Genomic DNA, 21,321 nt, shown 5'->3' with positions numbered 1-21,321 from the left:
TTATTGGATTTTATCTTAAGCCAAGGCTTGCTCCAAATCGGCGATTAAATCTTCTGCATCTTCGATACCAACGCTTAATCTCACTAAATCATCAGTAATACCAACTTCCGCTCTTTTATCAGCAGGAATCGATGCGTGTGTCATTAATGCTGGGTGATTAGCCAATGATTCTACTCCACCTAAAGATTCAGCAAGAGTAAATACTTTCAGTTTTTCTAAAAACGCAATCGAATCTTCTTTTTTACCTGATTTAAAATCGAAAGAAACCATTCCACCAAAAGCTTTCATTTGCTTTTTAGCAATTTCATGAAATGGGTGACTTTCTAAACCTGGATAATAAACTGTTTTAATTTTTGGATGATTACTCAAATATTCAACTACTTTTTCTCCATTTTCACAATGTCTCTGAACTCTTAAAGCTAAAGTTTTAATTCCTCTTAAAACTAAAAAACTGTCCATTGGCCCAAGTGTAGCTCCAGTTGCAAATTGCTGAAAATGCAATTGATCCCCTAAGTCTTTATCTTTTACAATTAAAGCACCGGCAATTACATCAGAATGTCCTCCTAAATATTTAGTTGCCGAATGCATAACAATATCAGCTCCTAAATCAAGAGGTTTTTGCAAATATGGAGTTGCAAAAGTATTATCTACAGCAAGAAGGATTTTTTTCTCCTGAGTAATTTTTGCTATTTCTTGAATGTCCGCCAATTTCATCAACGGATTTGTTGGCGTTTCTACCCAGATTAACTTTGTATTTTCGTTAATTAAACTTTTCAATTTTTCGATATTCGTCATATCAACAAAATGAAATTTAATACCCGAATCTTTATAAACTCGAGAAAACATTCTGTATGTTCCGCCATACAAATCATCCATTGCAATGATTTCGTCTCCAGCTTTAAAAGATCTTAAAACGCAGTCTGTCGCAGCAAGACCAGACGAAAATGCTAATCCGCGAGTTCCGTTTTCAATACTAGCCAAAGCATCTTCTAAAGCAGTACGAGTCGGATTTGAAGCTCTACTGTATTCGTAATCTGCCAAAGGTTTTCCTGGACTTGTTTGTACAAATGTTGAAGTCTGATACACTGGTGGCATAACAGCTCCTGTACTTGGATCATGATGCTGTCCTCCGTGAATAACTTTTGTATTGAATTTCATATAGTTATAAATTTTAATTCCTTAATTCTTTTACAAATTTACCGCTTAATTTATTTTATCGCGACACAACTTCTTACCTTTGTAGATAATTAACACTTTTTGATATGAAAAATTACATATTTATACTCTTTTTGTGTTTGATTTTTACAAGTTGCAAAAAAGAGCTTTCATTTGAGAATGAAATGTTTGAAGAGAAATCTACTATTCCGTGCGCAAATGACTGCCCAAAAATCACCATAGAAGTTCCAATTGCTAAAAATATTAAAATAATATCAGACAGTATCAATAAAAAAGTCTTCGCTGTTATTAAGGAGATTGTATTTTTCGAAGAAGATTCAGTGAAAGTCGATGATTATCAATCATTGGCAAAATCTTTTATTGTTTCTTATGAAGAAATGCATCAAAAATTTCCAAACGATACTTTTGGCTGGGAAGCTAAAATAATTGGAAATGTAGAATTTGAATCTGATCAAGTTCTGAATCTTAAAATTGATCATTACACTTTTACTGGAGGCGCCCACGGATATCAAGGCTACCGCTCATTGCTATTCGATAAAAAAACAGGGAAAACGATTTTCAACAAACAATTATTTAAAAACGAAAAAGAGTTTAAAGCTTTCGCTGAAAAAACATTCAGATCAAAATATAAAATCCCCGAAAAAGCCAATATTAATGCTACAGGTTTAATGTTTGAAAATGACAAGTTTCAACTCCCTCAAAACATCTTTTATACTTCTGCAGGTTTACTTTTATATTACAACTCATACGAAGCCGCATCTTATGCAGATGGTCCAAAAGAACTTATATTTCCTTATGAAGAAGTGCGGCAATATTTGAATTTTAAATAAATAATTAAAAAACAAATTCAGCAAATGTTAGACGCACTGCAGTGCGCCTCTACAGGAAAAACTTTGTCACTTTGTTGCTCTGAACCTTTGTACCTTTCTATTGAACATCATACTTCATCTTACGCAAAACCCTCAATGCTTCTTTAAAAGAAGAATACACGTTTTTGTAAGGTTTCAAAAGCAATTTTGCATCAATTAATTTTTGTCTGGCATCTTCAAAACCATTCAAATGACAAATCATAAAGGTAGAAGGCAAATTCTCTAGATCTTTCATTTCGCGATCAGATAATGATATCTCCTTTTCAAGTTTTCTAAGCAGCGCTATATTAGAATTATAAATATGATGCAACATTTTTCGGTTAAACTCTGGTGGCTGAAAAAGCATTTGACGATCAATTTTATAATATCCATTATCAAAAAAATGAATGGTTTGTTCTTCAAGCGGATAATAACTCGTTTTGTCATTCAACCCTAAAGGAACATATTCTGTAATGGTAAAAGTATCATCATTATAATCAATCGTAACAACGTCTTGTGCAGAATAAAAAAGTTTAATCTGTTCGTTTATCAATTCAATATCAACTCGCGATAAATACGTTTTATCTCGCATTTTTTTTGGAACTCCAGCCCAACAGATTACAAACAATTCTTTGAAAACGCGATATTTTGGCGACATATCTTTATGTCTGAAATTCATAAAATCGATAACTCCGTCTAAAGTATATTGAATACTATTTCGAGAGCTGTTTTCTATTCCGATTACGGTTTCTGTATTCTGATTGCTTTTTTCGATTTCCTCGTGTTCTTCTAAAGGAATAGAATTACTGCCGCGTCTTATAAAAACACTATTAGCAAGAATGGTGTGAATTCCTTTTTTAAAGTATGAGATTTTACTTTTAGGTTTAATAGTAACCAGACCGATTACTTTATCTTTTGGAAGGTTCGGAAAAGGGACGTTTTCATATTGAATCTTAGGCGGATTTTCTAAAAAAGCATTGACCAGATTCTGAATTCGGCTATCATCAAAGAAATCATCGCCAACAATTTCATTATCCTGATCTTCTACTCCAACTACGATATAAGAATTATTGTTTGGATTGGAATTGGATAATGCGCAAATATGTTTTAAAAACTTTCCTTTTCCTTCTCTAGAATGTAAATTCAATTGCCTTTTCTTATCATAAAAACTGCTTTCGTCATTATGAGCGAGGAGATTTTTAATTAAAAGGCGCTTATTAATCATGTCGGTTTTATTTTGCCACGAATTGCACTAATTCGCACTAATTTAATTTATTAAAACTTAAAATTAAAAAAAAGACGCACTACTGTGCGTCTCTCTATTCGATTTTATTTAAATATTTTTCTTCACAATCGTCGAAGATGCCTGCGCCGTACTCATCACAACCAAATCGGCAATATTTACATGATAAGGTCTTGAAACCACAAAGTGAATTATATCGGCAATATCTTCTGCTTGTAGCGGATCAAATCCTTTATAAACGTTTGCTGCTCTTTCTGCGTCTCCTTTGAAACGGACTTCGCTGAATTCTGTTGCTACCATTCCTGGATGAATACCTCCAACTCGAATTCCGAACGGATTCAAATCGATTCGCATTCCTGCTGTAATAGCATCAACTGCATGTTTGGAACCACAGTATACATTTCCGTTTGGATACACTTCTTTTGCAGCCGTCGAACCAATATTAATGATATGTCCCGATTGTCTATCAACCATCTGCGGAATAATTGCTTTTGAAACATACAAAAGTCCTTTTACATTAATATCAATCATCGCATCCCAATCGTCTAAATCGCCATTTTGAATTGGATCTAAACCATGTGCATTTCCTGCATTATTAATTAAAACGTCGATTGTCGAAAATTCGTTTGGCAAAGCGCCTATTTTTTCTAAAACTTCTTCTTTGTTTCGAACATCAAATGCTAAAGAATGTACTTCTGTAAAAGCAGAAAGTTCTTTTTGAAGTTCTTCTAAACGGTCTTGACGTCTTCCGCAAAGAACAACTTTATAATTGTTTTTTGCTAAAATCTGAGCAGTTGCTTTTCCAATTCCGCTTGTAGCGCCAGTAATTAAAACTGTTTTTTTCATTTTATTTATTTCATTTTGCCACAGATTGAAAGGATTTAAATGATTTTTTCAATCTGTGAAAATCCTTTTAATCTGTGGCAACTATTTTTAATTCTTATTCATCCACTCCTCTAAATTCAATACCATATTGAGCGCCGTCCAAGTTTCTCCATCTACTTCTCTTAGGTTTTTTTTATCGGGATTTAAAGTAAACCCAACTTTTTCATAACACTTTTGAGCTCCGATATTAAAGTCAAAAACATTCAACTCAACATTTCTTTCTTTCCTGCTTTCAAAAATATAGTGCAGCAATAAAGTCACCATCTGCTCGCCAATTCCTTTTCCTCTTTGATTTTGATCCATAATCAAGATTCGACCTAATTTTGCAAAACCATCGTAAAAGTAAATTTCGCAATGTCCAATCGTATTGCCATTAGAAATATTTGCAACTCTAAAAGCAATTCTATTTACATCAGAAAGCGTTTTATCTATCTGCTCTTCTGTTAAAGGAAAAGCAAATTCTGGCCCACCAAATTGCATTAAATCTTTGGCATTTTTGACAGAATCGATCAATTCAGAATAATCTTTTTTATCAAATTTTTCTAGGTATATCATTTTTCAGAATAGTATAAATTAAGGCACATCGTCGCCCATACTTTCTGTCCAGATAGCAAACCAATCTTGATTATCCATTTCCAATTCTACAGCTTTCATCAAAGATTGAATTCTAGCAATGTTTACTGTTCCCGCAATCGGAATTATTTTTGCTGGGTGTTTTAAAATCCAAGCTAATAATAAAGTATCAGACCCTAAATGGTATTTTTCTACTAATTCAGAAAACAGCTTTTTCAAACGACGTGTTTTTTTGGTATCTTCTCTAAAAACAGTTCCAAGCGGATTCCAAGACAACGGACGAATGCCATGTGTTTGCATGTAATCTAAACTTCCGTCTGTCATTGCTTCATAATGCGTTGCCGAAAATTGTACCTGATTATAGCTCACTTCAGTTTTACTGCGAATTAACTCCGTTTGAGAACTTGTAAAGTTTGAAAGACCAAAATCAATAATTTTTCCTTCGCCTTTTAATTTCTCTACCGCTTCTGCGATTTCGTCAGCCTGCATTAACGGACTTGGTCTGTGAAGTAAAAAAACATCTACATAATCTGTTTTTAAATTCTTCAAAGAAGTTTCTACAGACTTAACAATATAGTCTTTAGAATAATCGTAATGTTTGATTTTGTTTTCAGGGCGTTTTTCAGCAATCATCTGAATTCCGCACTTGGTAATTAATTGTAATTTTTCACGATCAATCTTACTTGCGTGAAAGGCTTTTCCAAAATCGGCTTCGGTCGTATACGAACCGTAAATATCCGCGTGATCAAAAGTCGTAATTTTGTTTTCGATACTCACTTGTATCATGTTTTCCATTTCTTTGGTTGTAAGGTTTTTATCCCAAACTCCCCAATTCATAGTGCCCGAAATTATAGGCGATAAGACTGTTTTGCTCATAATAATTATGCGTTATTTTTGGTAATAATTATGCTTTTATAAAACATAATCATCAAAGTTCTTAAAAATATAAAAATAGATTCACAATTACTCCTTAAAATTAGGTCATTGGTCGAAGTTTTAACCATTCTTTAACATCTTACTTCTCAAAAAATATTCAATTTGCACTCTCAAAAATTAGGCGTAAAAATCAAGGTTTTAAAAATATTTATATGGAAGAAAATACAACGACTTTAGACATTAGAGCGATAAATGAAAAAATTGAAAGAGAAAGTGCTTTTATAGACCTTCTTACAATGGAAATGAACAAAGTTATTGTGGGTCAGAAACATATGGTCGAGCGTCTATTGATCGGATTACTTGGACAAGGGCATATTTTATTGGAAGGAGTTCCTGGTCTGGCAAAAACTTTAGCCATCAATACGCTTTCTCAAGCGGTTCAAGGATCTTTCAGCCGTATCCAGTTTACGCCAGATTTATTACCTGCCGATGTTATCGGAACCATGATTTACAACATTAAAGCAAACGAGTTCTCTATTAAAAAAGGACCAATTTTCGCCAATTTTGTACTTGCCGATGAGATTAACCGTGCTCCTGCAAAAGTTCAGTCAGCGCTTTTAGAGGCGATGCAGGAAAAACAAGTTACAATTGGTGACTCAACTTTCAAACTAGATCGTCCGTTTTTAGTATTAGCAACTCAAAACCCTGTTGAACAAGAAGGTACTTATGCACTTCCTGAAGCACAGGTTGACCGTTTCATGCTAAAAACTGTGATTGATTATCCAAAAATTGACGAAGAGCGTTTTGTAATCCGTCAGAACTTAAAAGGAACTTTCGAAAAAGTAAATCCTGTAGTTTCTGTAGATCAAATTTTACGTGCGCAAGAAGCTGTTCGTGAAGTTTATATGGATGAAAAAATCGAAAAATACATCTTGGATATCATTTTTGCTACGCGTTATCCAGAAAAATACAAATTAGCCGATTTAAAACCGCTTATCAGTTTTGGAGCTTCTCCTCGTGGAAGTATCAACTTGGCTAATGCAGCTAAATGTTATGCTTTCATCAAACGCCGTGGTTATGTAATTCCAGAAGACGTTCGTGCGGTTGTTCACGATGTTTTACGTCACAGAGTTGGAATCACTTACGAAGCAGAAGCAGAAAACATTACTTCTGTAGACATTATCAACAAAATCGTTAACGAGATTGAAGTACCTTAAAAATTTGTTTCAAGTTTCAGGTTTCAAGTTGTTGTAAGACAAACTTGAAACTTTTAAACTTTAAACTTTAAACAAATCAAATGGATACAAAAGAGCTTTTAAAAAAAGTACGGAAAATAGAAATCAAGACGAAAAGACTGAGTAATCATATCTTTTCGGGAGAATACCACTCTTCATTTAAAGGACGAGGAATGACGTTTAGCGAGGTGCGTCAATACCAATACGGAGATGATATTCGTAACATCGATTGGAATGTAACCGCACGCTACAACGAAGCTCACGTTAAAGTTTTTGAAGAAGAACGCGAATTGACGATGGTTTTAATGGTCGATATTTCGGGTTCTGAGTCCTTTGGTTCTAAAAATCAATTTAAGAAAGACATCGTAACCGAAATTGCGGCAACGATGGCTTTTTCGGCTACGCAAAACAATGACAAAATTGGTTTAATCCTATTTTCTGATACTGTAGAATTATATATTCCACCAAAAAAAGGACGTTCGCATGTACTTCGTATCATTCGCGAATTAATCGAATTTGAACCAAAAAGCCATAAAACAGATATCGCTCAAGCTTTAAAATTCTTATCTGGAACTCAAAAAAAGAAAGCGATCATTTTTATGATTTCCGATTTCATGTCTGATTCTTACGAGCATACTTTAAAAATTGCTTCTAAAAAGCATGATATTACTGGTGTTCGTGTCTATGACATCCGCGAAGAAAAAATTCCAAATTTAGGAATGGTTACGATGCTGGATGCCGAAACTGGAAAAATACAATTGGTAGACACAAGTTCAAAAGCTGTTCGTATGAATTACGAGAAACATTATCAGGAAAAGTTAAACTACTTTAAAGATACTTTCCGTAAATCAGGAGCAGGAATTGTAAATACCAGAGTAGACGAAAATTACGTTACTAAACTATTAGGCTATTTCAAATCACGATAAAAATTTGACAGTTTTGATTAACCCATCAAAAATCGTTAATCTAAAATCTTCAATCATAAATCAAATGAAATTTAAACTTTATATATTTTTATTGCTTTTCTCTACTATGATTTTTGCGCAGCAAAAACAAGTAGAAACGAGTATTGATACCACCAAAAATAAGATTGGTGCTGAGTTCAAACTGACCTTAAAAACGGTTGTGACTTCAACATCAAAGGTTGAATTTCCAAAACTTAAAAATATTGGTCCATTAGAAGTAATTCAATCTTATCCAATTGATACGGTTAAGAAAGATGCTACTAATTATGAATTGATTAAAAAATATGGTTTAACACAGTTTGATTCTGGCCATTATACTATTCCAAGCGTTAAAATCTTAATTGACAAAAAGCCTTTTTACAGCGATTCGATTAAAGTTGAAGTTGCCAATGTAAAAGTGGACACTTTACAGCAAAAAATGTATGACATCAAGGACATTTCTAGAGCAGATGAAGGAATGGGAACTTGGTGGATTTATGTTTTAATTGCCTTAGCAATTATTGGAATTGGAGCTTTCGTTTATTGGTACGTTAAAAAACGTCAGCTGAAAAAAATTGAAGAAGAAGTTTATAAAACACCTATCGAAAAAGCAACTAGCTTATTAAACAACTTAGAGCAAAAAGAACTGGTTCAAAAAGGTGAAATTAAAGAATACTATAGCGAATTAACTGATATCGCTAGAAATTACATCGAAGAAGCAATTCATATTCCAGCAATGGAAAGCACAACTTCTGAGTTAATTGCAGCAATTAGAACAGCATCGACTCAAAAGAAAATGACACTGACTCCTGAAACAGTAGAAAACTTAGAGCGCGTTTTGCGTCAGGCCGATTTAGTAAAATTTGCGAAATCAAAACCGCTTGAATTTGAAATCAAAGAGGATAAAAATAAAATTCAGAAAGTAATTTTAACACTTGATAATGCTATCCCGACAGAAGTTCCTGAGGATATCGAAGATCAATTATTAAACGAAGCGCAAAGACAAAAACAAATTCAAGCACAGCTTAAAAAACAGCGTAATGCAAGAATTGGTTATTCTGTTGGTGCTATCATACTTTTATTATTTGCTACAACAACTTTCTTTGTGGTTACTAAAGGATTCAATTATGTAAAAGATAATATAATTGGTCATCCATCTAAAGAATTATTAGAAGGCGAATGGGTAAAAAGCGCTTACGGAAATCCAGCTGTTCTTATTGAAACTCCAAAGGTTTTAAAAAGAATGGATGCGCAAAAAGTTCTTCCAAAAGAAGCTATGGCACTTATCAAAGAAATGCAGCTTTTTACATATGGAAGCATGATTGACAATTTCTATGTTACGGTTTCTACATCTAAATTTAAACAGCCAACCGATATTGACTTAAGCAAAACCCTTGAAGGAACTCTAAAAATCATTGAGGCTCAAGGCGGACAAAATATTATAGTAAAACAAGAAGATTTTCAAACAAACGAAGGTATTCAAGGAATAAAAGGCTACGGAACAATGACAGTTTTGAATCCGGCAACCAAAACGAGTACGAAAGCATATTATGAATTACTGCTTTTCAAACAAGATCAAGGTTTACAGCAAATTTTGATTTTACATGAAGAAGGCGATACTTATGCGAACGAGATTACAACTCGAATCTTAAATTCTGTTGAACTTCAAAGAGCAAACAACTAATGGGTAATTTCAGTTTTTTAAATCCAGAATTTCTTTGGTTGTTTCTATTAATTCCGATTGCAATAATCTGGTTTTTCTGGAAACGCAACCAGCAATCGGCTACCTTAAAAATGAGTTCGACTGCAGGATTTCAAAACAGCGAATCGTTTTGGACAAAATTCAAACCTGCTTTATATGTTTTTAGAATTCTTGCTTTATGTTCTTTGATTATAGCTTTGGCTCGACCACGAACAGTAGATATTAGCAACCAGACCAAAACAACAAAAGGAATCGATATTGTAATGGCAATTGACGTTTCTGGTTCTATGCTGGCAAAAGATTTAAAGCCAAACCGTATGGAAGCTTTAAAAAGAGTTGCTGCAGATTTCGTTGGAGAAAGACCAAACGATAGAATCGGATTGGTTTTATACGCTTCTGAAGCATATACTAAGACTCCTGTAACTAGTGACAAAGCAATCATTCTTGAAGCCATAAAAGGTATTAAATACGACACGGTTTTACAAGACGGAACAGGAATTGGAATGGGATTGGCAACTGCTGTTAACCGTTTAAAAGATAGTAAAGCAAAAAGCCGTGTTATTATTCTGCTTACTGATGGTGTAAACAATGCTGGATTTATCGAACCTGAAACTGCAGCTGACATTGCAAAACAATACGGTATAAAAGTATATACAATTGGTCTTGGTACAAACGGAATGGCAGAATCACCATATGCTTATGCGCCAAACGGAGGTTTCTTATTCAAAATGCAGAAAGTTGAAATCGACGAAAGATTGATGAAGAGTATTGCCCGTAAAACAGACGGAACTTACTTTAGAGCTACTAGCAACGATAAATTAGCAGAAATATACAACTCAATCAATAAATTGGAAACCACAGAAATTCAAGAATTGAAATTCTATGATTATGATGAAAAATACAGAGCTTTTGTTTTATTTGCAGGCTTTTTATTATTGCTCGAAGTTGGATTAAGAAATACAGTTTACAGAAGCTTCATTTAATTTTGAAAAAATTAAAAAATTCCAAAAATGAAATTCCAAATAACAAATTGGAATTTGAAATTTTTAGAATTGGAGTTTAAACAAGTTTGGAATTTGGAATTTATCTCAACAGTTATTTGAGATTGGAATTTTAAAAATATTTATGGAATTAGACGAAAAAAAATATTTATATCTTTTAATACTTATCCCAATTGTGGTGTGTATTTTTCTTTTCAATATGTATTGGAAAAGAAGAAAACAGCAAGAATTTGGTGATCTAGAAATGGTAAAAAGATTGAGTCCGGAGAAATCGGTTTTTAAACCTGTTTTAAAAATTGTTGTAATTCTTTTGGCGCTTACCTGCTTAATTATTGGTTTAGTAAATCCGAAGATCGGAACTAAAATGGAAACCGTAAAACGAGAAGGTATTGATATTGTTTTTGCAGTCGACGTTTCTAAAAGTATGCTTGCCGAAGACGTTGTTCCAAGCCGTTTGGATAAAAGCAAACAGTTAGTTTCGCAGATCATCAACAATTTAGGAAGTGATAGAATCGGAATTGTAGCTTACGCAGGAAGTGCTTTCCCGGTTTTACCAATTACATCAGATTATAGCGTTGCGAAAATGTTCCTGCAAAGCATGAGTCCAGGAATGGTTTCTTCTCAAGGAACTTCTTTGGATGAAGCAATTAAATTGTCTTCAACTTATTTTGATGAAAAAAGCAAAACCAGCAAATTATTAATTCTGATTTCTGATGGAGAAGATCATTCTGAAGGTGCGATGGCTGCTGCCGAAGAAGCCAATAAACTAGGAATGAAAATTATCACAATTGGTGTTGGAACAGAACGAGGAGGAACAATTCCGTTAAAAGAAAATGGTGTTGTAAGAGGCTATCAGAAAGATCAAAACGGAGAAACCGTAATCACCAAATTAAACCAAGAAGGTTTAAAAACAATTGCAAAAGCAACCAAAGGTGGTTATGTTTACGGCGGAAGCACAAAAGAAGTTTTAGAATATGTGAAGAATGCTTTAAACAATATTCAGAAAACAGAATTTGAAGCTACTCAAATGGCCGAGTTTCAATCGCAGTTTCAATGGTTTATCGGATTTGCATTTTTACTGCTTTTCCTAGATATTTTCTTATTAGAAAGAAAAACAAACTGGATCAAAGAGTTGGATTTATTTAATGAAAAGAAATAAATGTTCAGAGTGAAATTCAGAACAGAAAACAAAATTAGAATGAAAAATTTACTTCTTTATATTTTACTAACCGTTTCTTTTGCAGTTTCTGCACAAGAAAAAGACAAATCATTGCCTGTTGGGAATGAAGAATATAAGCAGAATAAATTTACTGATGCTGAGGCAAACTATAGAATTTCGGAATCAAAATTCCCTAAAAAAACTGCAGCAGCCTATAATTTAGGAAATACCATTTACAGACAAAATCAAGTTTCGGAAGCTAAATTTGCTTACGCGAAAGCGATAAAAAATGCCAAAACAAGACCTGAAAAACACAAGGCCTACCATAACCTTGGAAATACTTTCATGAAAGAGAAAGATTACACTCAGGCAGTTGAAGCATATAAGCAAGCCTTACGCAATGATCCGACAGATGAGGAAACGCGTTACAATTACGCTTACGCGAAACAAAAACTAAAAGAAAATCCTCCGAAAAACGACCAGAACAAAGATAAAAACAAGGACAAAGACAAGGATAAGGATAAAAATAAAGACAAGAACAAGGATAACAATAAAGATAAAGACAAGGATAAAAAAGACGATAAAGGCGACCAAGACAAGGACAAAAAAGACGGCAAAAATGATCCTAAGCAAGATGATAAGTCTGACAACCAAGGACAGCCAAAACCACAGCCAGGCGGAATATCAAAAGAGCGAGTTCAGAATTTATTAGATGCGGTAAATAATGAAGAAAAGAAAATTCAGGACAAAGTAAATGCTCAGAAAGTAAAAGCAAATCCTAAGAAAACAGAAAAAGACTGGTAGGATTTTGAGTTTAATCGTTTAATTGTTTATTTGTTTATTTGTTTAATCGAATATACAGTTAAACGATTAAACGGTTAAACAGTTTAACAGCTAAATAAACAACGACTAAAACAAAGAATGAAAAGATATTTAATTCTATTTCTAATCACTTTTCAAGGACTGATGGCTCAGGTGCAATTTGAAGCCAGAGTCAGCAAGAATACACTTGGAGTAAACGAAAGACTTCGCATTGATTTCATCATGAATGTTGACGGAGATAATTTCGAACAGCCTTCTTTTGATGGATTTAAAATGGTTGCTGGTCCAAGCCAACAGATTAGCCAATCTTGGATAAACGGACGCAGTTCTTTTCAAAAAATATATTCTTATATCTTACAGCCTGAGAGAAAAGGCGCTATAACAATCAAACAGGCAGCAATAGAATTTAATGGGCAGGTTTACAAAACCAATCCGATAAAGGTTACAGTAACCAATGCAGTTGCTCAAGAAAGAGATCCAAATGACAGACCTCCAGGATCTCCTGACGAATTATTGGAACTTGTTGCCGAAATCTCAAAAACAAATCCTTACTTAAACGAACCAATTACAGTTGTTTACAAATTATATTTTAATAATATCGGAGTAAACCGTTTTAAAGAATTGGCAAAACCTAAATACAATGATTTCTGGAATCAGAATATAGCCATTAAGCAATTACAGATTGAAGAAGGAAATTATAAAGGTCAGAGATGTTATTCTGTAATCTTGATGAAAACCGTTTTATATCCGCAAAAGTCTGGAAGATTGACAATTGATCCTCTTTCTTTAGATATTGAAATAGAAATGGCTTCCAATCGTCGTGATATGTTTGGCCAAATGATTACAACACAAGGCAATAAAGTAGTTTCTGCTGGGGCAAAAACAATTAACGTAAAACCACTTCCTGAAACTGGAAAACCCGAAAGTTTTACTGGTGCTGTCGGAAAATTGAACTTTACGGTTACTCCATCAAAAACAACACTTAAAAATGGCGAAGGCCTAGACTTAATTGTAAGTGCTCAGGGAACTGGAAACATGAAGTTATTTACGCTTCCAAAACCAGTTGTTCCAAATGCACTAGAAATGTATGATCCTGTTCATGATGAGAGTGTAACAACTTCTCTAACGGGTATGTCTGGAAGAATTACAGATAAGTATACTATTGTTCCTCAATACAGAGGAAAATATGCCATTAAACCAATGCAGTTTTCGTATTTTGATTTGAGTAGCGGAACTTATAAAACGATCACTTCAAAAGAAATTATGATTGATGTTTTAGACGGGCCAACACCTGCTGAGGCAAATACAGGAGCAGCTTCTAAAAATGTTGTGGCCAAAGCAGATCAATTCAAAAACATTAAATCTAAAACAGCATTAATTCCAATTGAGAAAAAGGATTTTTACGATTCAAATCTGTATTTAGGATTATTGTTTGCTCCATTCATCATTATTCCGATTATCATTTTAGCTAGAAAGAAAAAAGAAGCTATGGATAGTGATGTTACTGGAAACAGAATAAGAATGAACAATAAGCTGGCTAAGAAATATTTATCGCAAGCGAAGAAACATCTTAACAACAAAGAGCCTTTCTATATCGCACTTGAAAAAGCAATGCATAATTTCTTGAAAGCTAAACTGCATATTGAAACTTCAGAAATGAGTAAAGACAATATTAGAGAATTGCTATTGTCTAGAAATGCAAATGCAGAAACGGTTCAGAATTTTATTGCTTTAACTGAAAACTGCGAATTTGCACGTTATGCACCAGCATCGAGCGCTTCGATTCAGCAGGATTATGATAAAGCGGTTATGATTATTTCTGAATTAGAAAAACAGATTGTTTAATTTTTTTACGCAATCCCGATAGCTATCGGGAGCTAAGAAAAATGATTTAGATTGGGTCGAATTTAAGTTCGCAAAGTTGAAAATCTTATTAAAAAAGAAAATGAAAAACATACTATATCTCTTTTTATTCATCTCGCAGGTTTTCTTTGCGCAAGGGCGCTTTGAAGCAGGAAATGCATTGTACCAAAAAGGGCAATATAAAGAAGCGGCACAGGTTTATGAGAACATTATAAAAGAAGATAAACTGCAGTCTGCCGAATTGTATTTTAATCTTGGAAACTGTTATTACAAACTAAATCAAGTTGCGCCTTCAATTTATAATTATGAAAAGGCTTTGGTTCTTAAACCGAACGATCCTGAAACTTTAAACAACCTAAAATTTGCCAAAAAACTGACTATTGACGAAATCAAAGAAGTTCCAAAAGTAGGTTTTGCCAAACTGATTCAGAACTTTACTTCTATTTTTGATTATAATACTTGGGCTAAAATTTCTGTTTCGCTTGGTTTTGTATTTTTATTGAGTTTTATCGGGTATTATTTTTCAAATGCTACATTGGCAAAAAGAATTTATTTTGTCGGAATGTTTATCATTCTGGTTGCTTTTACTTTAAGCATTTCGGCTGGAATATCTGAAAAAAATCATTTTGAAAACGATCGTGTTGCTATTGTTTTTTCTGAATTAAGCCAAGTACGACACAAACCTGAAAAATCTTCAAATGGCATTATTTTATTGCACGAAGGAGCAAAAGTTTATGTTTTGGAAAGTATTGCTGGCTGGAAAAAAATCGAGCTGACAGACGGAACACAAGGCTGGATTGATTCTTCAACAATTAAAGAAGTGAAATAAAGTTTTAAAATATTTAAATATAAAAATCCCAAATTCCAATTACTGTTTTGGAATTTGGGATTTTATTTTTTTTGGAATTTTAAATTATTTGGAATTTAATAATTAATTCACTGCATCAACCAATCGTACAAATTCAGATCTGTAACCATCTTCATCATTAGATAAACCAGATTTTGCCAATTTTTTGATTTCCGAACTTGAACTGCTGGCAATGTATTTTGAATCTCTCAGTTTTAATCCGAACCAAGAAACTGCCGTTGTAAATTTGAAATCTGCAGAGCTGTTTTCTAAGTCTGTTTTCTTATCTGCTATAACATTTACGATTTCAACACTTTTGTTGCCATCAGGTTTTTTATACCTGAATTTTACAGTTGCCAACTCATCGTTATGATTTTCAGTTGCTTTTGGCGTTTTAGTGTATTTCAAATCTGACGGAACATAATCACTCTCTACGCCAACTGGAACTATTTCATACAAAGCCGTAACCGAATGTCCGCTTCCTAATTCACCCGCATCAATTTTATCATTTTTAAAATCTTCTGCATTCAATTTTCGGTTTTCATAACCAATCAATCGATACGCTTGAACATGATTCGGATTAAACTCAATTTGGATTTTTACATCTTTCGCGATAGCAAACATTGACCCTTTAAATTCTTTTCCAAGAAAACGATTCGCTTCCTGAATATTATCGATATAAGCATAATTTCCGTTTCCTTTGTCGGCAAGAATTTCCATTTTACTGTCTTTGTAATTTCCCATTCCAAATCCTAAAACGGTTAAGAAAACACCAGATTCTCTTTTCTGTTCAATCAATTTCAGCATATCATCATCAGAAGAAGCGCCAACATTAAAATCTCCGTCCGTAGCTATCACTACTCTATTGTTTCCTTCTTTGATAAAATTCTGTTGTGCGAGTTTGTACGCCAATTCGATTCCTTCTCCTCCTGCTGTGCTTCCGCCTGCATGCAAATCATCAAAAGCATCCATAATTTCGTCTTTATTATCTCCCGAAGTTGGCTCCAAAACTACTCCTGCAGATCCCGCATAAACCACAATCGAAACTTTATCGATGCTTCGAAGTTCTTTCACTAAAATTTTCATTGATTCTTTCAGCAATGGTAATTTGTTTGCCTCATCCATCGAACCAGAAACATCCACAAGAAAAACAAGATTAGTAGCCGGCAAATTTGCCATTGGAATATTTTTTCCCTGCAAACCAATCTTTAGCAGTCGGCTGTTTTTATTCCACGGACAATCGCTGTATTCTGTATTAATCGCAAACGGATGTTCACCATCTGGCTGTGGATATTTGTATTTAAAGAAGTTGATCATTTCTTCAACACGAACGGCATCTTTTGGAACTTTCTGCCCTTCGTTTATAAATCTGCGGATATTGGTATACGATGCATTATCAACATCGATAGAAAATGTAGAAAGCGGTTCTTTTAGCGGAGATTCAAACGGATTTTCTTCTAATCCCGCATAGCTTTCTGTATTGGTCTCAGGAATATAATTTTCCTCTTCAATTAAATCGGTCGTAGCTGCAATTGCAGTAGAGTCTGCAGTTTCCACGGTAGCATAATCAACTTTCTTACAGCCGAAAATAGTAAGTACGAGGAATGCCATCATAAAGAAATTAAGATTTCTCATAAAGTAAGTTTTTAAAAAATTAATAAAAGGTTATAGGCTTCAAATAAGGACTAGCATTCCGGATTTACTAGAGGCGATTATTTGCAATTTTTCGAGTATCAAAATCGTGCCAAAATTTTTACAAATATTTTTCTTACGTGAAAATAAAATGAGAAACCTTGATTTTTAAAGGGATTTGGTGTGGAATATTTTTTTTGAATGTGAAGATTTTTTTGCCACAGATTAAAATGATTCCAAAAGATTAATCCTTTTTAATCCTTTAATCTGTGGCATTAAATTTTGAACGCTAGGATGCAAAATTAAAATGTATAAATTTTCTCTGGCGTAACGCAATAGTCCAATTTGATATCCGATTCAAAAACATCATCTATTTGGCTTACCGATTCAAAAAATGAAAGTCCGATTTTTGTGGTTTCGGGTTTGCATTCCGCTAGGAATTTATCGTAAAAACCTTTTCCGTATCCAATTCGATTTCCAAAAATATCAAAAGCTAAAAGCGGCACAAAGACAACTTCGACTTTAGAAGATGGAACTTCAATTCCGTCAACAGGTTCAGGAATATTGTATTCGTTCTTTTTGATTTTGGTGTTATCTGTTAAAAGAAAATGAGTCATTTTTCTGGATTCGAAATCACTTTTAGAAATTAGGATTTCTTTGTCTTTTCCAGAAAGTAAGTGCAACACATATTCTGTATTTACTTCTTTATGCTCTTCAATCGGAAGAAAAACATGATAATACGTTTTATCCCAAATTGGCATTTGGATTAATTGATTGGCAATAGCGAGGCTTTTCTCTTCTATTTCATCAAAAGAAAGTGCTTTACGAAGATTTTTATATTCTATTCGAAGTTCTTTTTTACTCGTCGGCATTGTCGTCTGGGGTTTTGGATAAATGATAAATGGCATCGCCTTCGTAAACAATTGGCGAATGGTTGGCATTGATTACATAACCATCATGCGGCGCTTTGACTTTTTGTTCAAATTTCCCGAACGGATCTGTAATAATGGCTAAGATAGTGCCTTTGGTTACAAATTTCCCAACCAAATTAAAATCATGAAGCAGTCCAGAACATTTTGCACGAAGCCAAATGGATTGTTTTATATAAATTGAAGGCGTTAATGCTGGTTCCATAATTTGTTTAGAATCCAACATTCCTAAATAATGAAGTAAACGTTTGGTTCCTAAAACACCTTGATTTGCAATTTCATTATTGATGTCTAATGATTTTCCGCCTTCAAAAAGCAGCATTTTTACATTGGCATTTTCGGAAGTTTTTCTAAAAGAACCACTTATATTTTTAGAATAAAGTGTAAATGGCGCATTAAAAATATCGGCCAAAACTTTTAGTTCGGGATTATTCTCCGTAATTCTAATCTGCGGTGCATTAAAACGGCTAGCACCACCTGCATGAAAATCGACAGCGTAATCTAAAATCGGCAGAATTTCTTCGACAATATGATAAGCAAATCTACTGGCAAGCGAACCTTTTTTACTTCCTGGAAAAACACGATTCAAATCACGTCCGTCTGGAAATTCTCTCGATTTATTCACAAAACCGTACATATTGATTACCGGAATGCAAATTATTGTACCACGCGCTGGTCTGTTGATTTTTTTACTGATAATCTGACGAACAATTTCTACACCGTTAATTTCATCCCCATGAATTCCTGCAGAAAATAAAACAACAGGGCCTTCATGCTTGGAACGGCGCACAATAACCGGAATATTTAGCTTTGTTGTAGTATGAAGTCGAGCAATTTCGACATTTATGGTTCTATGTTCTCCTGGCAAAATCGATTCGCCAAAAATAACCAATGGAGCACTATTTTTCATGTGAATTATAAAATCTAAATATAGAAATTATTCTTTTGATTTTGTAAATTTGAAACTAATTCAATGTTAAGCTTCTTTTAGAAATCGGAATGGTTTTTGAAAAGCTTACGGAACATCTTCAGAAACACAATAGAATGCAAAAACCGTCCTTAGATCTTCAAATTTTAACGTTGCCTGATAATCCGGGCGTCTATCAATATTATGATAAAGACGGGAAAATCTTGTACGTCGGAAAAGCTAAAAATTTAAAAAAAAGGGTTTCCTCCTATTTCAATAAAATTCACGATACTGCCAAAACCAACGTATTGGTAAAAAAAATCGTGACCATTAAACACATCGTAGTTCCAACCGAAACCGATGCGCTTTTACTGGAAAACAATTTAATTAAAACACTTCAGCCGCGATACAATGTTTTGCTTCGCGATGACAAAACATATCCGTGGATCTGTATTAAAAAAGAACCTTTTTCGAGAATATTTTCAACTCGAAACATGGTCAAAGACGGCTCTGAATATTTTGGTCCTTACACCAGTTTCAAAACTGTACATACGATTTTAGATTTAATTAAAGAGTTATACCCGCTTCGAACTTGCAATTACGATTTGAGCGAATCGAACATTAATTCAGGAAAATTTAAAGTTTGTCTGGAATATCATATTGGCAACTGCAAAGGCCCATGCGAAGGCTTGGAGCCTTTGGAAGAATACCAAAGACAGGTTAACGCGATTCGCGAAATCTTGAAAGGAAACTTCAAAGAAAGTTTGAAGGATTTTAAGAAAATAATGAATACTTATGCGCAGAATTTACAATTTGAGGAAGCGCAGAAAATAAAAGAAAAGATTGAAGTTTTAGAAAACTATCAATCCAGATCTACTATTATCAATCCAAAGATTACCAATATTGATGTTTTCTCTATTGTTTCTGACGAAAGTGCGGCTTATGTCAACTTTCTACAGATTTCTCACGGTTCAATTATTCGTTCTCATACTTTAGAAATAAAGAAAAAGCTCGATGAAAGTGATGAAGAATTACTGGAATTGGCAATTATAGAACTTCGCGAGCGTTTTCAATTATTATCAAAAGAAATCATTGTTCCTTTTGAAATGGATTTAGGCGAAAACATTAAAGTGACCGTTCCGCAACTTGGAGATAAAAAACAGATTTTAGATTTATCGATTCGAAATGCAAAATTCTACCGAATCGAACAGTTAAAACAATTACAGATTGTAGATCCTGATCGTCACGTAAACCGAATTATGGCACAGATGCAGAAAGATTTACGTCTTCCGTCTGAGCCAAGACATATAGAATGTTTTGATAACTCGAACATTCAAGGAACAAATCCTGTTGCTGCTTGTGTAGTTTTTAAAGACGGAAAACCGAGCAAAAAAGATTATCGCCATTTTAATGTCAAAACCGTTGAAGGCCCGAATGATTTTGCTTCGATGACCGAAATTGTGTATCGCCGTTACAAAAGACTTTTAGATGAAAATGAGCCTTTACCCCAATTAATTATTATTGACGGTGGAAAAGGACAACTTTCGGCAGCCTTAAAAAGTATAGACGATTTAGGTTTAAGAGGAAAAGTGGCCATTATTGGAATTGCAAAACGTTTGGAAGAACTTTTCTATCCTGGCGATTCGATTCCGTTATATCTCGATAAAAAATCAGAGACTTTAAAAGTGATTCAGCATTTAAGAAACGAGGCGCATAGATTCGGAATCACATTTCATAGAGACAAACGAAGCAAATCGGCACTTAATTCTTCCGTTGAAAGCATTCCTGGAATTGGAGAAAAAACCATGACTACGTTAATACAACATTTCAAAAGTGTTAAAAGATTAAAATTGGCTACAGAAAAAGAAATTTCAGCCATTGTAGGTGTTTCTAAAGCCAAAAAAATTGTCGAATTTTATCACAATAATCAATCTTAAGAATGAAAATAGCAATATTGTACATCCTTATTTTATTTTCTGCAAATTGTTTCAGTCAAAAAAATATTGAGTTTTATCAAAAAGATCAAACAAAAATAAAAATAAATCTACCGAAAGATTCTGAAAAATTAGAAGTGCACTCTTCTAAAAACAATAAGCCACAAATTATACTTAACATCGAAATTTCAGGTTCAATTACAGGTAAAGAATCAAATATCGAAATAGAAGATTATAATTTTGATGGTTACAAAGATTTTTCCGTTTACCATACAGATGATGGAATGGGAGTCTACAGGGTTTATCAAATCTTTATTTACAATCCGACAAATGGTTTGTTTAAAGAAGCAAAAATACCATCAAACTCTAGCCCTGAATGCAGTGAATTTTGTGATGTTGCAATAAATAAAAAAGACAAAACGTTTGAATCTACCTGCAGAGGCGCCGCAAGATGGCACACTGACAGATGGAAATTTAACAAAAACAATAAGTTAACACTGCTAAAAAGTAAATCAGAGTAATACAATATATTAAAGTCAAAAAAATGCCGACTTTTACAAAAACAATTAGCTAATAGTTTATGCGCCTAAACCAGCTGTCCATTTCAAATACTCGGTCAAAAGGATTTTTTTCCAATCCCAAAAAAGGAGCTTCTTGCGTCGCTCTTTTTTGGCAGGAAAAAATAACCTTTTGCATCTCGCAGTTTTCCATTTCCATCTGGGGCGTGTCAACACTCATTTTCATA

The 21,321-nt window shown here is 33.7% G+C and carries 20 protein-coding genes; 11 read left to right on the top strand and 9 right to left on the bottom strand.

The features are described from left to right. Positions 1-15 precede the first annotated feature (15 nt). Complete coding sequence (locus ABXT06_RS11560; protein WP_354590907.1) at positions 16-1,158, bottom strand: cystathionine gamma-synthase; 1,143 nt, start codon at positions 1,156-1,158, stop codon at positions 16-18. A gap of 104 nt (positions 1,159-1,262) precedes the next feature. On the opposite strand from ABXT06_RS11560, the gene ABXT06_RS11555 reads away from it, so the two are divergent. Then, a complete protein-coding gene (locus ABXT06_RS11555) occupies positions 1,263-2,006 on the top strand; it encodes a DUF3298 and DUF4163 domain-containing protein (RefSeq protein ID WP_354590906.1) in 744 nt (247 codons plus the stop codon). A gap of 97 nt (positions 2,007-2,103) precedes the next feature. Here the strand turns inward: ABXT06_RS11555 and ABXT06_RS11550 are convergent, their stop codons facing one another. From ABXT06_RS11550 to ABXT06_RS11535, 4 genes are all read right to left on the bottom strand, one after another. After that, positions 2,104-3,249 carry an ATP-binding protein gene (locus ABXT06_RS11550; RefSeq protein ID WP_354590905.1) on the bottom strand — a complete coding sequence of 382 codons (1,146 nt, stop codon included), beginning with the start codon at positions 3,247-3,249 and terminating at the stop codon, positions 2,104-2,106. A 108-nt stretch (positions 3,250-3,357) separates the two neighbouring features. Continuing rightward, a complete protein-coding gene (locus tag ABXT06_RS11545; RefSeq protein WP_354590904.1) occupies positions 3,358-4,113 on the bottom strand; it encodes an SDR family NAD(P)-dependent oxidoreductase in 756 nt (251 codons plus the stop codon). Positions 4,114-4,200: 87 nt separating this feature from the next. After that, a complete protein-coding gene (locus ABXT06_RS11540) occupies positions 4,201-4,707 on the bottom strand; it encodes a GNAT family N-acetyltransferase (protein ID WP_354590903.1) in 507 nt (168 codons plus the stop codon). 18 nt (positions 4,708-4,725) lie between these two features. Beyond that, positions 4,726-5,601, bottom strand: a complete 876-nt coding sequence (locus ABXT06_RS11535; RefSeq protein ID WP_354590902.1) for an aldo/keto reductase — start codon at positions 5,599-5,601, stop codon at positions 4,726-4,728. A 212-nt stretch (positions 5,602-5,813) separates the two neighbouring features. On the opposite strand from ABXT06_RS11535, the gene ABXT06_RS11530 reads away from it, so the two are divergent. The 8 genes from ABXT06_RS11530 to ABXT06_RS11495 all read left to right on the top strand — a co-directional run bounded on the left by ABXT06_RS11530 (position 5,814) and on the right by ABXT06_RS11495 (position 15,156). Then, positions 5,814-6,818 carry an AAA family ATPase gene (locus ABXT06_RS11530; RefSeq protein WP_111425207.1) on the top strand — a complete coding sequence of 335 codons (1,005 nt, stop codon included), beginning with the start codon at positions 5,814-5,816 and terminating at the stop codon, positions 6,816-6,818. An 80-nt stretch (positions 6,819-6,898) separates the two neighbouring features. Further along, on the top strand, positions 6,899-7,762 hold the full coding sequence (locus ABXT06_RS11525; RefSeq protein ID WP_354590901.1) for a DUF58 domain-containing protein: 864 nt from the start codon (positions 6,899-6,901) through the stop codon (positions 7,760-7,762). A gap of 64 nt (positions 7,763-7,826) precedes the next feature. Further along, the gene (locus ABXT06_RS11520; protein WP_354590900.1) at positions 7,827-9,464 is read left to right on the top strand and encodes a hypothetical protein; all 1,638 of its coding nucleotides are present in this window, start codon (positions 7,827-7,829) and stop codon (positions 9,462-9,464) included. After that, a complete protein-coding gene (locus ABXT06_RS11515) occupies positions 9,464-10,465 on the top strand; it encodes a vWA domain-containing protein (protein ID WP_354590899.1) in 1,002 nt (333 codons plus the stop codon). Before ABXT06_RS11520 ends, ABXT06_RS11515 begins: the two co-directional genes overlap by 1 nt. Positions 10,466-10,607: 142 nt before the next feature. Continuing rightward, positions 10,608-11,642 carry a vWA domain-containing protein gene (locus tag ABXT06_RS11510; protein WP_354590898.1) on the top strand — a complete coding sequence of 345 codons (1,035 nt, stop codon included), beginning with the start codon at positions 10,608-10,610 and terminating at the stop codon, positions 11,640-11,642. Positions 11,643-11,681: 39 nt separating this feature from the next. Beyond that, entirely contained in the window at positions 11,682-12,446 is a 765-nt protein-coding gene (locus tag ABXT06_RS11505; protein ID WP_354590897.1) for a tetratricopeptide repeat protein, read from the top strand. A gap of 117 nt (positions 12,447-12,563) precedes the next feature. Beyond that, a complete protein-coding gene (locus tag ABXT06_RS11500) occupies positions 12,564-14,309 on the top strand; it encodes a BatD family protein (RefSeq protein WP_354590896.1) in 1,746 nt (581 codons plus the stop codon). A gap of 100 nt (positions 14,310-14,409) precedes the next feature. Beyond that, on the top strand, positions 14,410-15,156 hold the full coding sequence (locus ABXT06_RS11495; protein WP_354590895.1) for a tetratricopeptide repeat protein: 747 nt from the start codon (positions 14,410-14,412) through the stop codon (positions 15,154-15,156). 102 nt (positions 15,157-15,258) lie between these two features. Here ABXT06_RS11495 and ABXT06_RS11490 read toward each other — a convergent pair whose 3' ends face one another. From ABXT06_RS11490 to ABXT06_RS11480, 3 genes are all read right to left on the bottom strand, one after another. Next, the gene (locus ABXT06_RS11490) at positions 15,259-16,809 is read right to left on the bottom strand and encodes a vWA domain-containing protein (RefSeq protein WP_354590894.1); all 1,551 of its coding nucleotides are present in this window, start codon (positions 16,807-16,809) and stop codon (positions 15,259-15,261) included. Between the two features lie 299 nt (positions 16,810-17,108). Next, on the bottom strand, positions 17,109-17,678 hold the full coding sequence (locus tag ABXT06_RS11485) for a 5-formyltetrahydrofolate cyclo-ligase (RefSeq protein WP_354590893.1): 570 nt from the start codon (positions 17,676-17,678) through the stop codon (positions 17,109-17,111). Continuing rightward, entirely contained in the window at positions 17,665-18,645 is a 981-nt protein-coding gene (locus ABXT06_RS11480; protein ID WP_354590892.1) for a succinylglutamate desuccinylase/aspartoacylase family protein, read from the bottom strand. The genes ABXT06_RS11485 and ABXT06_RS11480 overlap by 14 nt, the downstream gene beginning before the upstream one ends. A gap of 134 nt (positions 18,646-18,779) precedes the next feature. Here ABXT06_RS11480 and uvrC point away from each other — a divergent pair, with 134 nt between their 5' ends. Together uvrC and ABXT06_RS11470 are read left to right on the top strand one after the other, a co-directional pair. Then, complete coding sequence (uvrC, locus tag ABXT06_RS11475) at positions 18,780-20,579, top strand: excinuclease ABC subunit UvrC (RefSeq protein ID WP_354590891.1); 1,800 nt, start codon at positions 18,780-18,782, stop codon at positions 20,577-20,579. Between the two features lie 2 nt (positions 20,580-20,581). Continuing rightward, positions 20,582-21,097 carry an XAC2610-related protein gene (locus tag ABXT06_RS11470; protein WP_354590890.1) on the top strand — a complete coding sequence of 172 codons (516 nt, stop codon included), beginning with the start codon at positions 20,582-20,584 and terminating at the stop codon, positions 21,095-21,097. A gap of 49 nt (positions 21,098-21,146) precedes the next feature. On the opposite strand, the gene ABXT06_RS11465 is transcribed toward ABXT06_RS11470, so the two are convergent. Beyond that, positions 21,147-21,320, bottom strand: a complete 174-nt coding sequence (locus ABXT06_RS11465; RefSeq protein WP_354590889.1) for a hypothetical protein — start codon at positions 21,318-21,320, stop codon at positions 21,147-21,149. Between the last annotated feature and the right edge of the window lies 1 nt (position 21,321).

This window comes from Flavobacterium sp. UW10123 (genome assembly GCF_040538975.1).
Classification (GTDB): Bacteria; Bacteroidota; Bacteroidia; order Flavobacteriales; family Flavobacteriaceae; genus Flavobacterium.
The sequence above is the reverse complement of the archived record's forward strand: the minus strand, read 5'-3'. Positions and strand labels throughout refer to the sequence as shown.

What these genes read in the sequence shown, in the direction of transcription:
- ABXT06_RS11495 (WP_354590895.1), top strand. Translation starts at nt 14,410, where the DNA reads ATGAAAAACATACTATATCTCTTTTTATTCATCTCGCAGGTTTTCTTT.
- ABXT06_RS11470 (WP_354590890.1), top strand. Translation starts at nt 20,582, where the DNA reads ATGAAAATAGCAATATTGTACATCCTTATTTTATTTTCTGCAAATTGT.
- ABXT06_RS11490 (WP_354590894.1), bottom strand. Translation starts at nt 16,809, where the DNA reads ATGAGAAATCTTAATTTCTTTATGATGGCATTCCTCGTACTTACTATT.
- ABXT06_RS11540 (WP_354590903.1), bottom strand. Translation starts at nt 4,707, where the DNA reads ATGATATACCTAGAAAAATTTGATAAAAAAGATTATTCTGAATTGATC.
- ABXT06_RS11550 (WP_354590905.1), bottom strand. Translation starts at nt 3,249, where the DNA reads ATGATTAATAAGCGCCTTTTAATTAAAAATCTCCTCGCTCATAATGAC.
- ABXT06_RS11535 (WP_354590902.1), bottom strand. Translation starts at nt 5,601, where the DNA reads ATGAGCAAAACAGTCTTATCGCCTATAATTTCGGGCACTATGAATTGG.
- ABXT06_RS11465 (WP_354590889.1), bottom strand. Translation starts at nt 21,320, where the DNA reads ATGAAAATGAGTGTTGACACGCCCCAGATGGAAATGGAAAACTGCGAG.
- ABXT06_RS11485 (WP_354590893.1), bottom strand. Translation starts at nt 17,678, where the DNA reads ATGCCGACGAGTAAAAAAGAACTTCGAATAGAATATAAAAATCTTCGT.
- ABXT06_RS11480 (WP_354590892.1), bottom strand. Translation starts at nt 18,645, where the DNA reads ATGAAAAATAGTGCTCCATTGGTTATTTTTGGCGAATCGATTTTGCCA.
- ABXT06_RS11560 (WP_354590907.1), bottom strand. Translation starts at nt 1,158, where the DNA reads ATGAAATTCAATACAAAAGTTATTCACGGAGGACAGCATCATGATCCA.
- ABXT06_RS11510 (WP_354590898.1), top strand. Translation starts at nt 10,608, where the DNA reads ATGGAATTAGACGAAAAAAAATATTTATATCTTTTAATACTTATCCCA.
- ABXT06_RS11530 (WP_111425207.1), top strand. Translation starts at nt 5,814, where the DNA reads ATGGAAGAAAATACAACGACTTTAGACATTAGAGCGATAAATGAAAAA.
- uvrC (WP_354590891.1), top strand. Translation starts at nt 18,780, where the DNA reads ATGCAAAAACCGTCCTTAGATCTTCAAATTTTAACGTTGCCTGATAAT.
- ABXT06_RS11525 (WP_354590901.1), top strand. Translation starts at nt 6,899, where the DNA reads ATGGATACAAAAGAGCTTTTAAAAAAAGTACGGAAAATAGAAATCAAG.
- ABXT06_RS11545 (WP_354590904.1), bottom strand. Translation starts at nt 4,113, where the DNA reads ATGAAAAAAACAGTTTTAATTACTGGCGCTACAAGCGGAATTGGAAAA.
- ABXT06_RS11505 (WP_354590897.1), top strand. Translation starts at nt 11,682, where the DNA reads ATGAAAAATTTACTTCTTTATATTTTACTAACCGTTTCTTTTGCAGTT.
- ABXT06_RS11555 (WP_354590906.1), top strand. Translation starts at nt 1,263, where the DNA reads ATGAAAAATTACATATTTATACTCTTTTTGTGTTTGATTTTTACAAGT.
- ABXT06_RS11515 (WP_354590899.1), top strand. Translation starts at nt 9,464, where the DNA reads ATGGGTAATTTCAGTTTTTTAAATCCAGAATTTCTTTGGTTGTTTCTA.
- ABXT06_RS11500 (WP_354590896.1), top strand. Translation starts at nt 12,564, where the DNA reads ATGAAAAGATATTTAATTCTATTTCTAATCACTTTTCAAGGACTGATG.
- ABXT06_RS11520 (WP_354590900.1), top strand. Translation starts at nt 7,827, where the DNA reads ATGAAATTTAAACTTTATATATTTTTATTGCTTTTCTCTACTATGATT.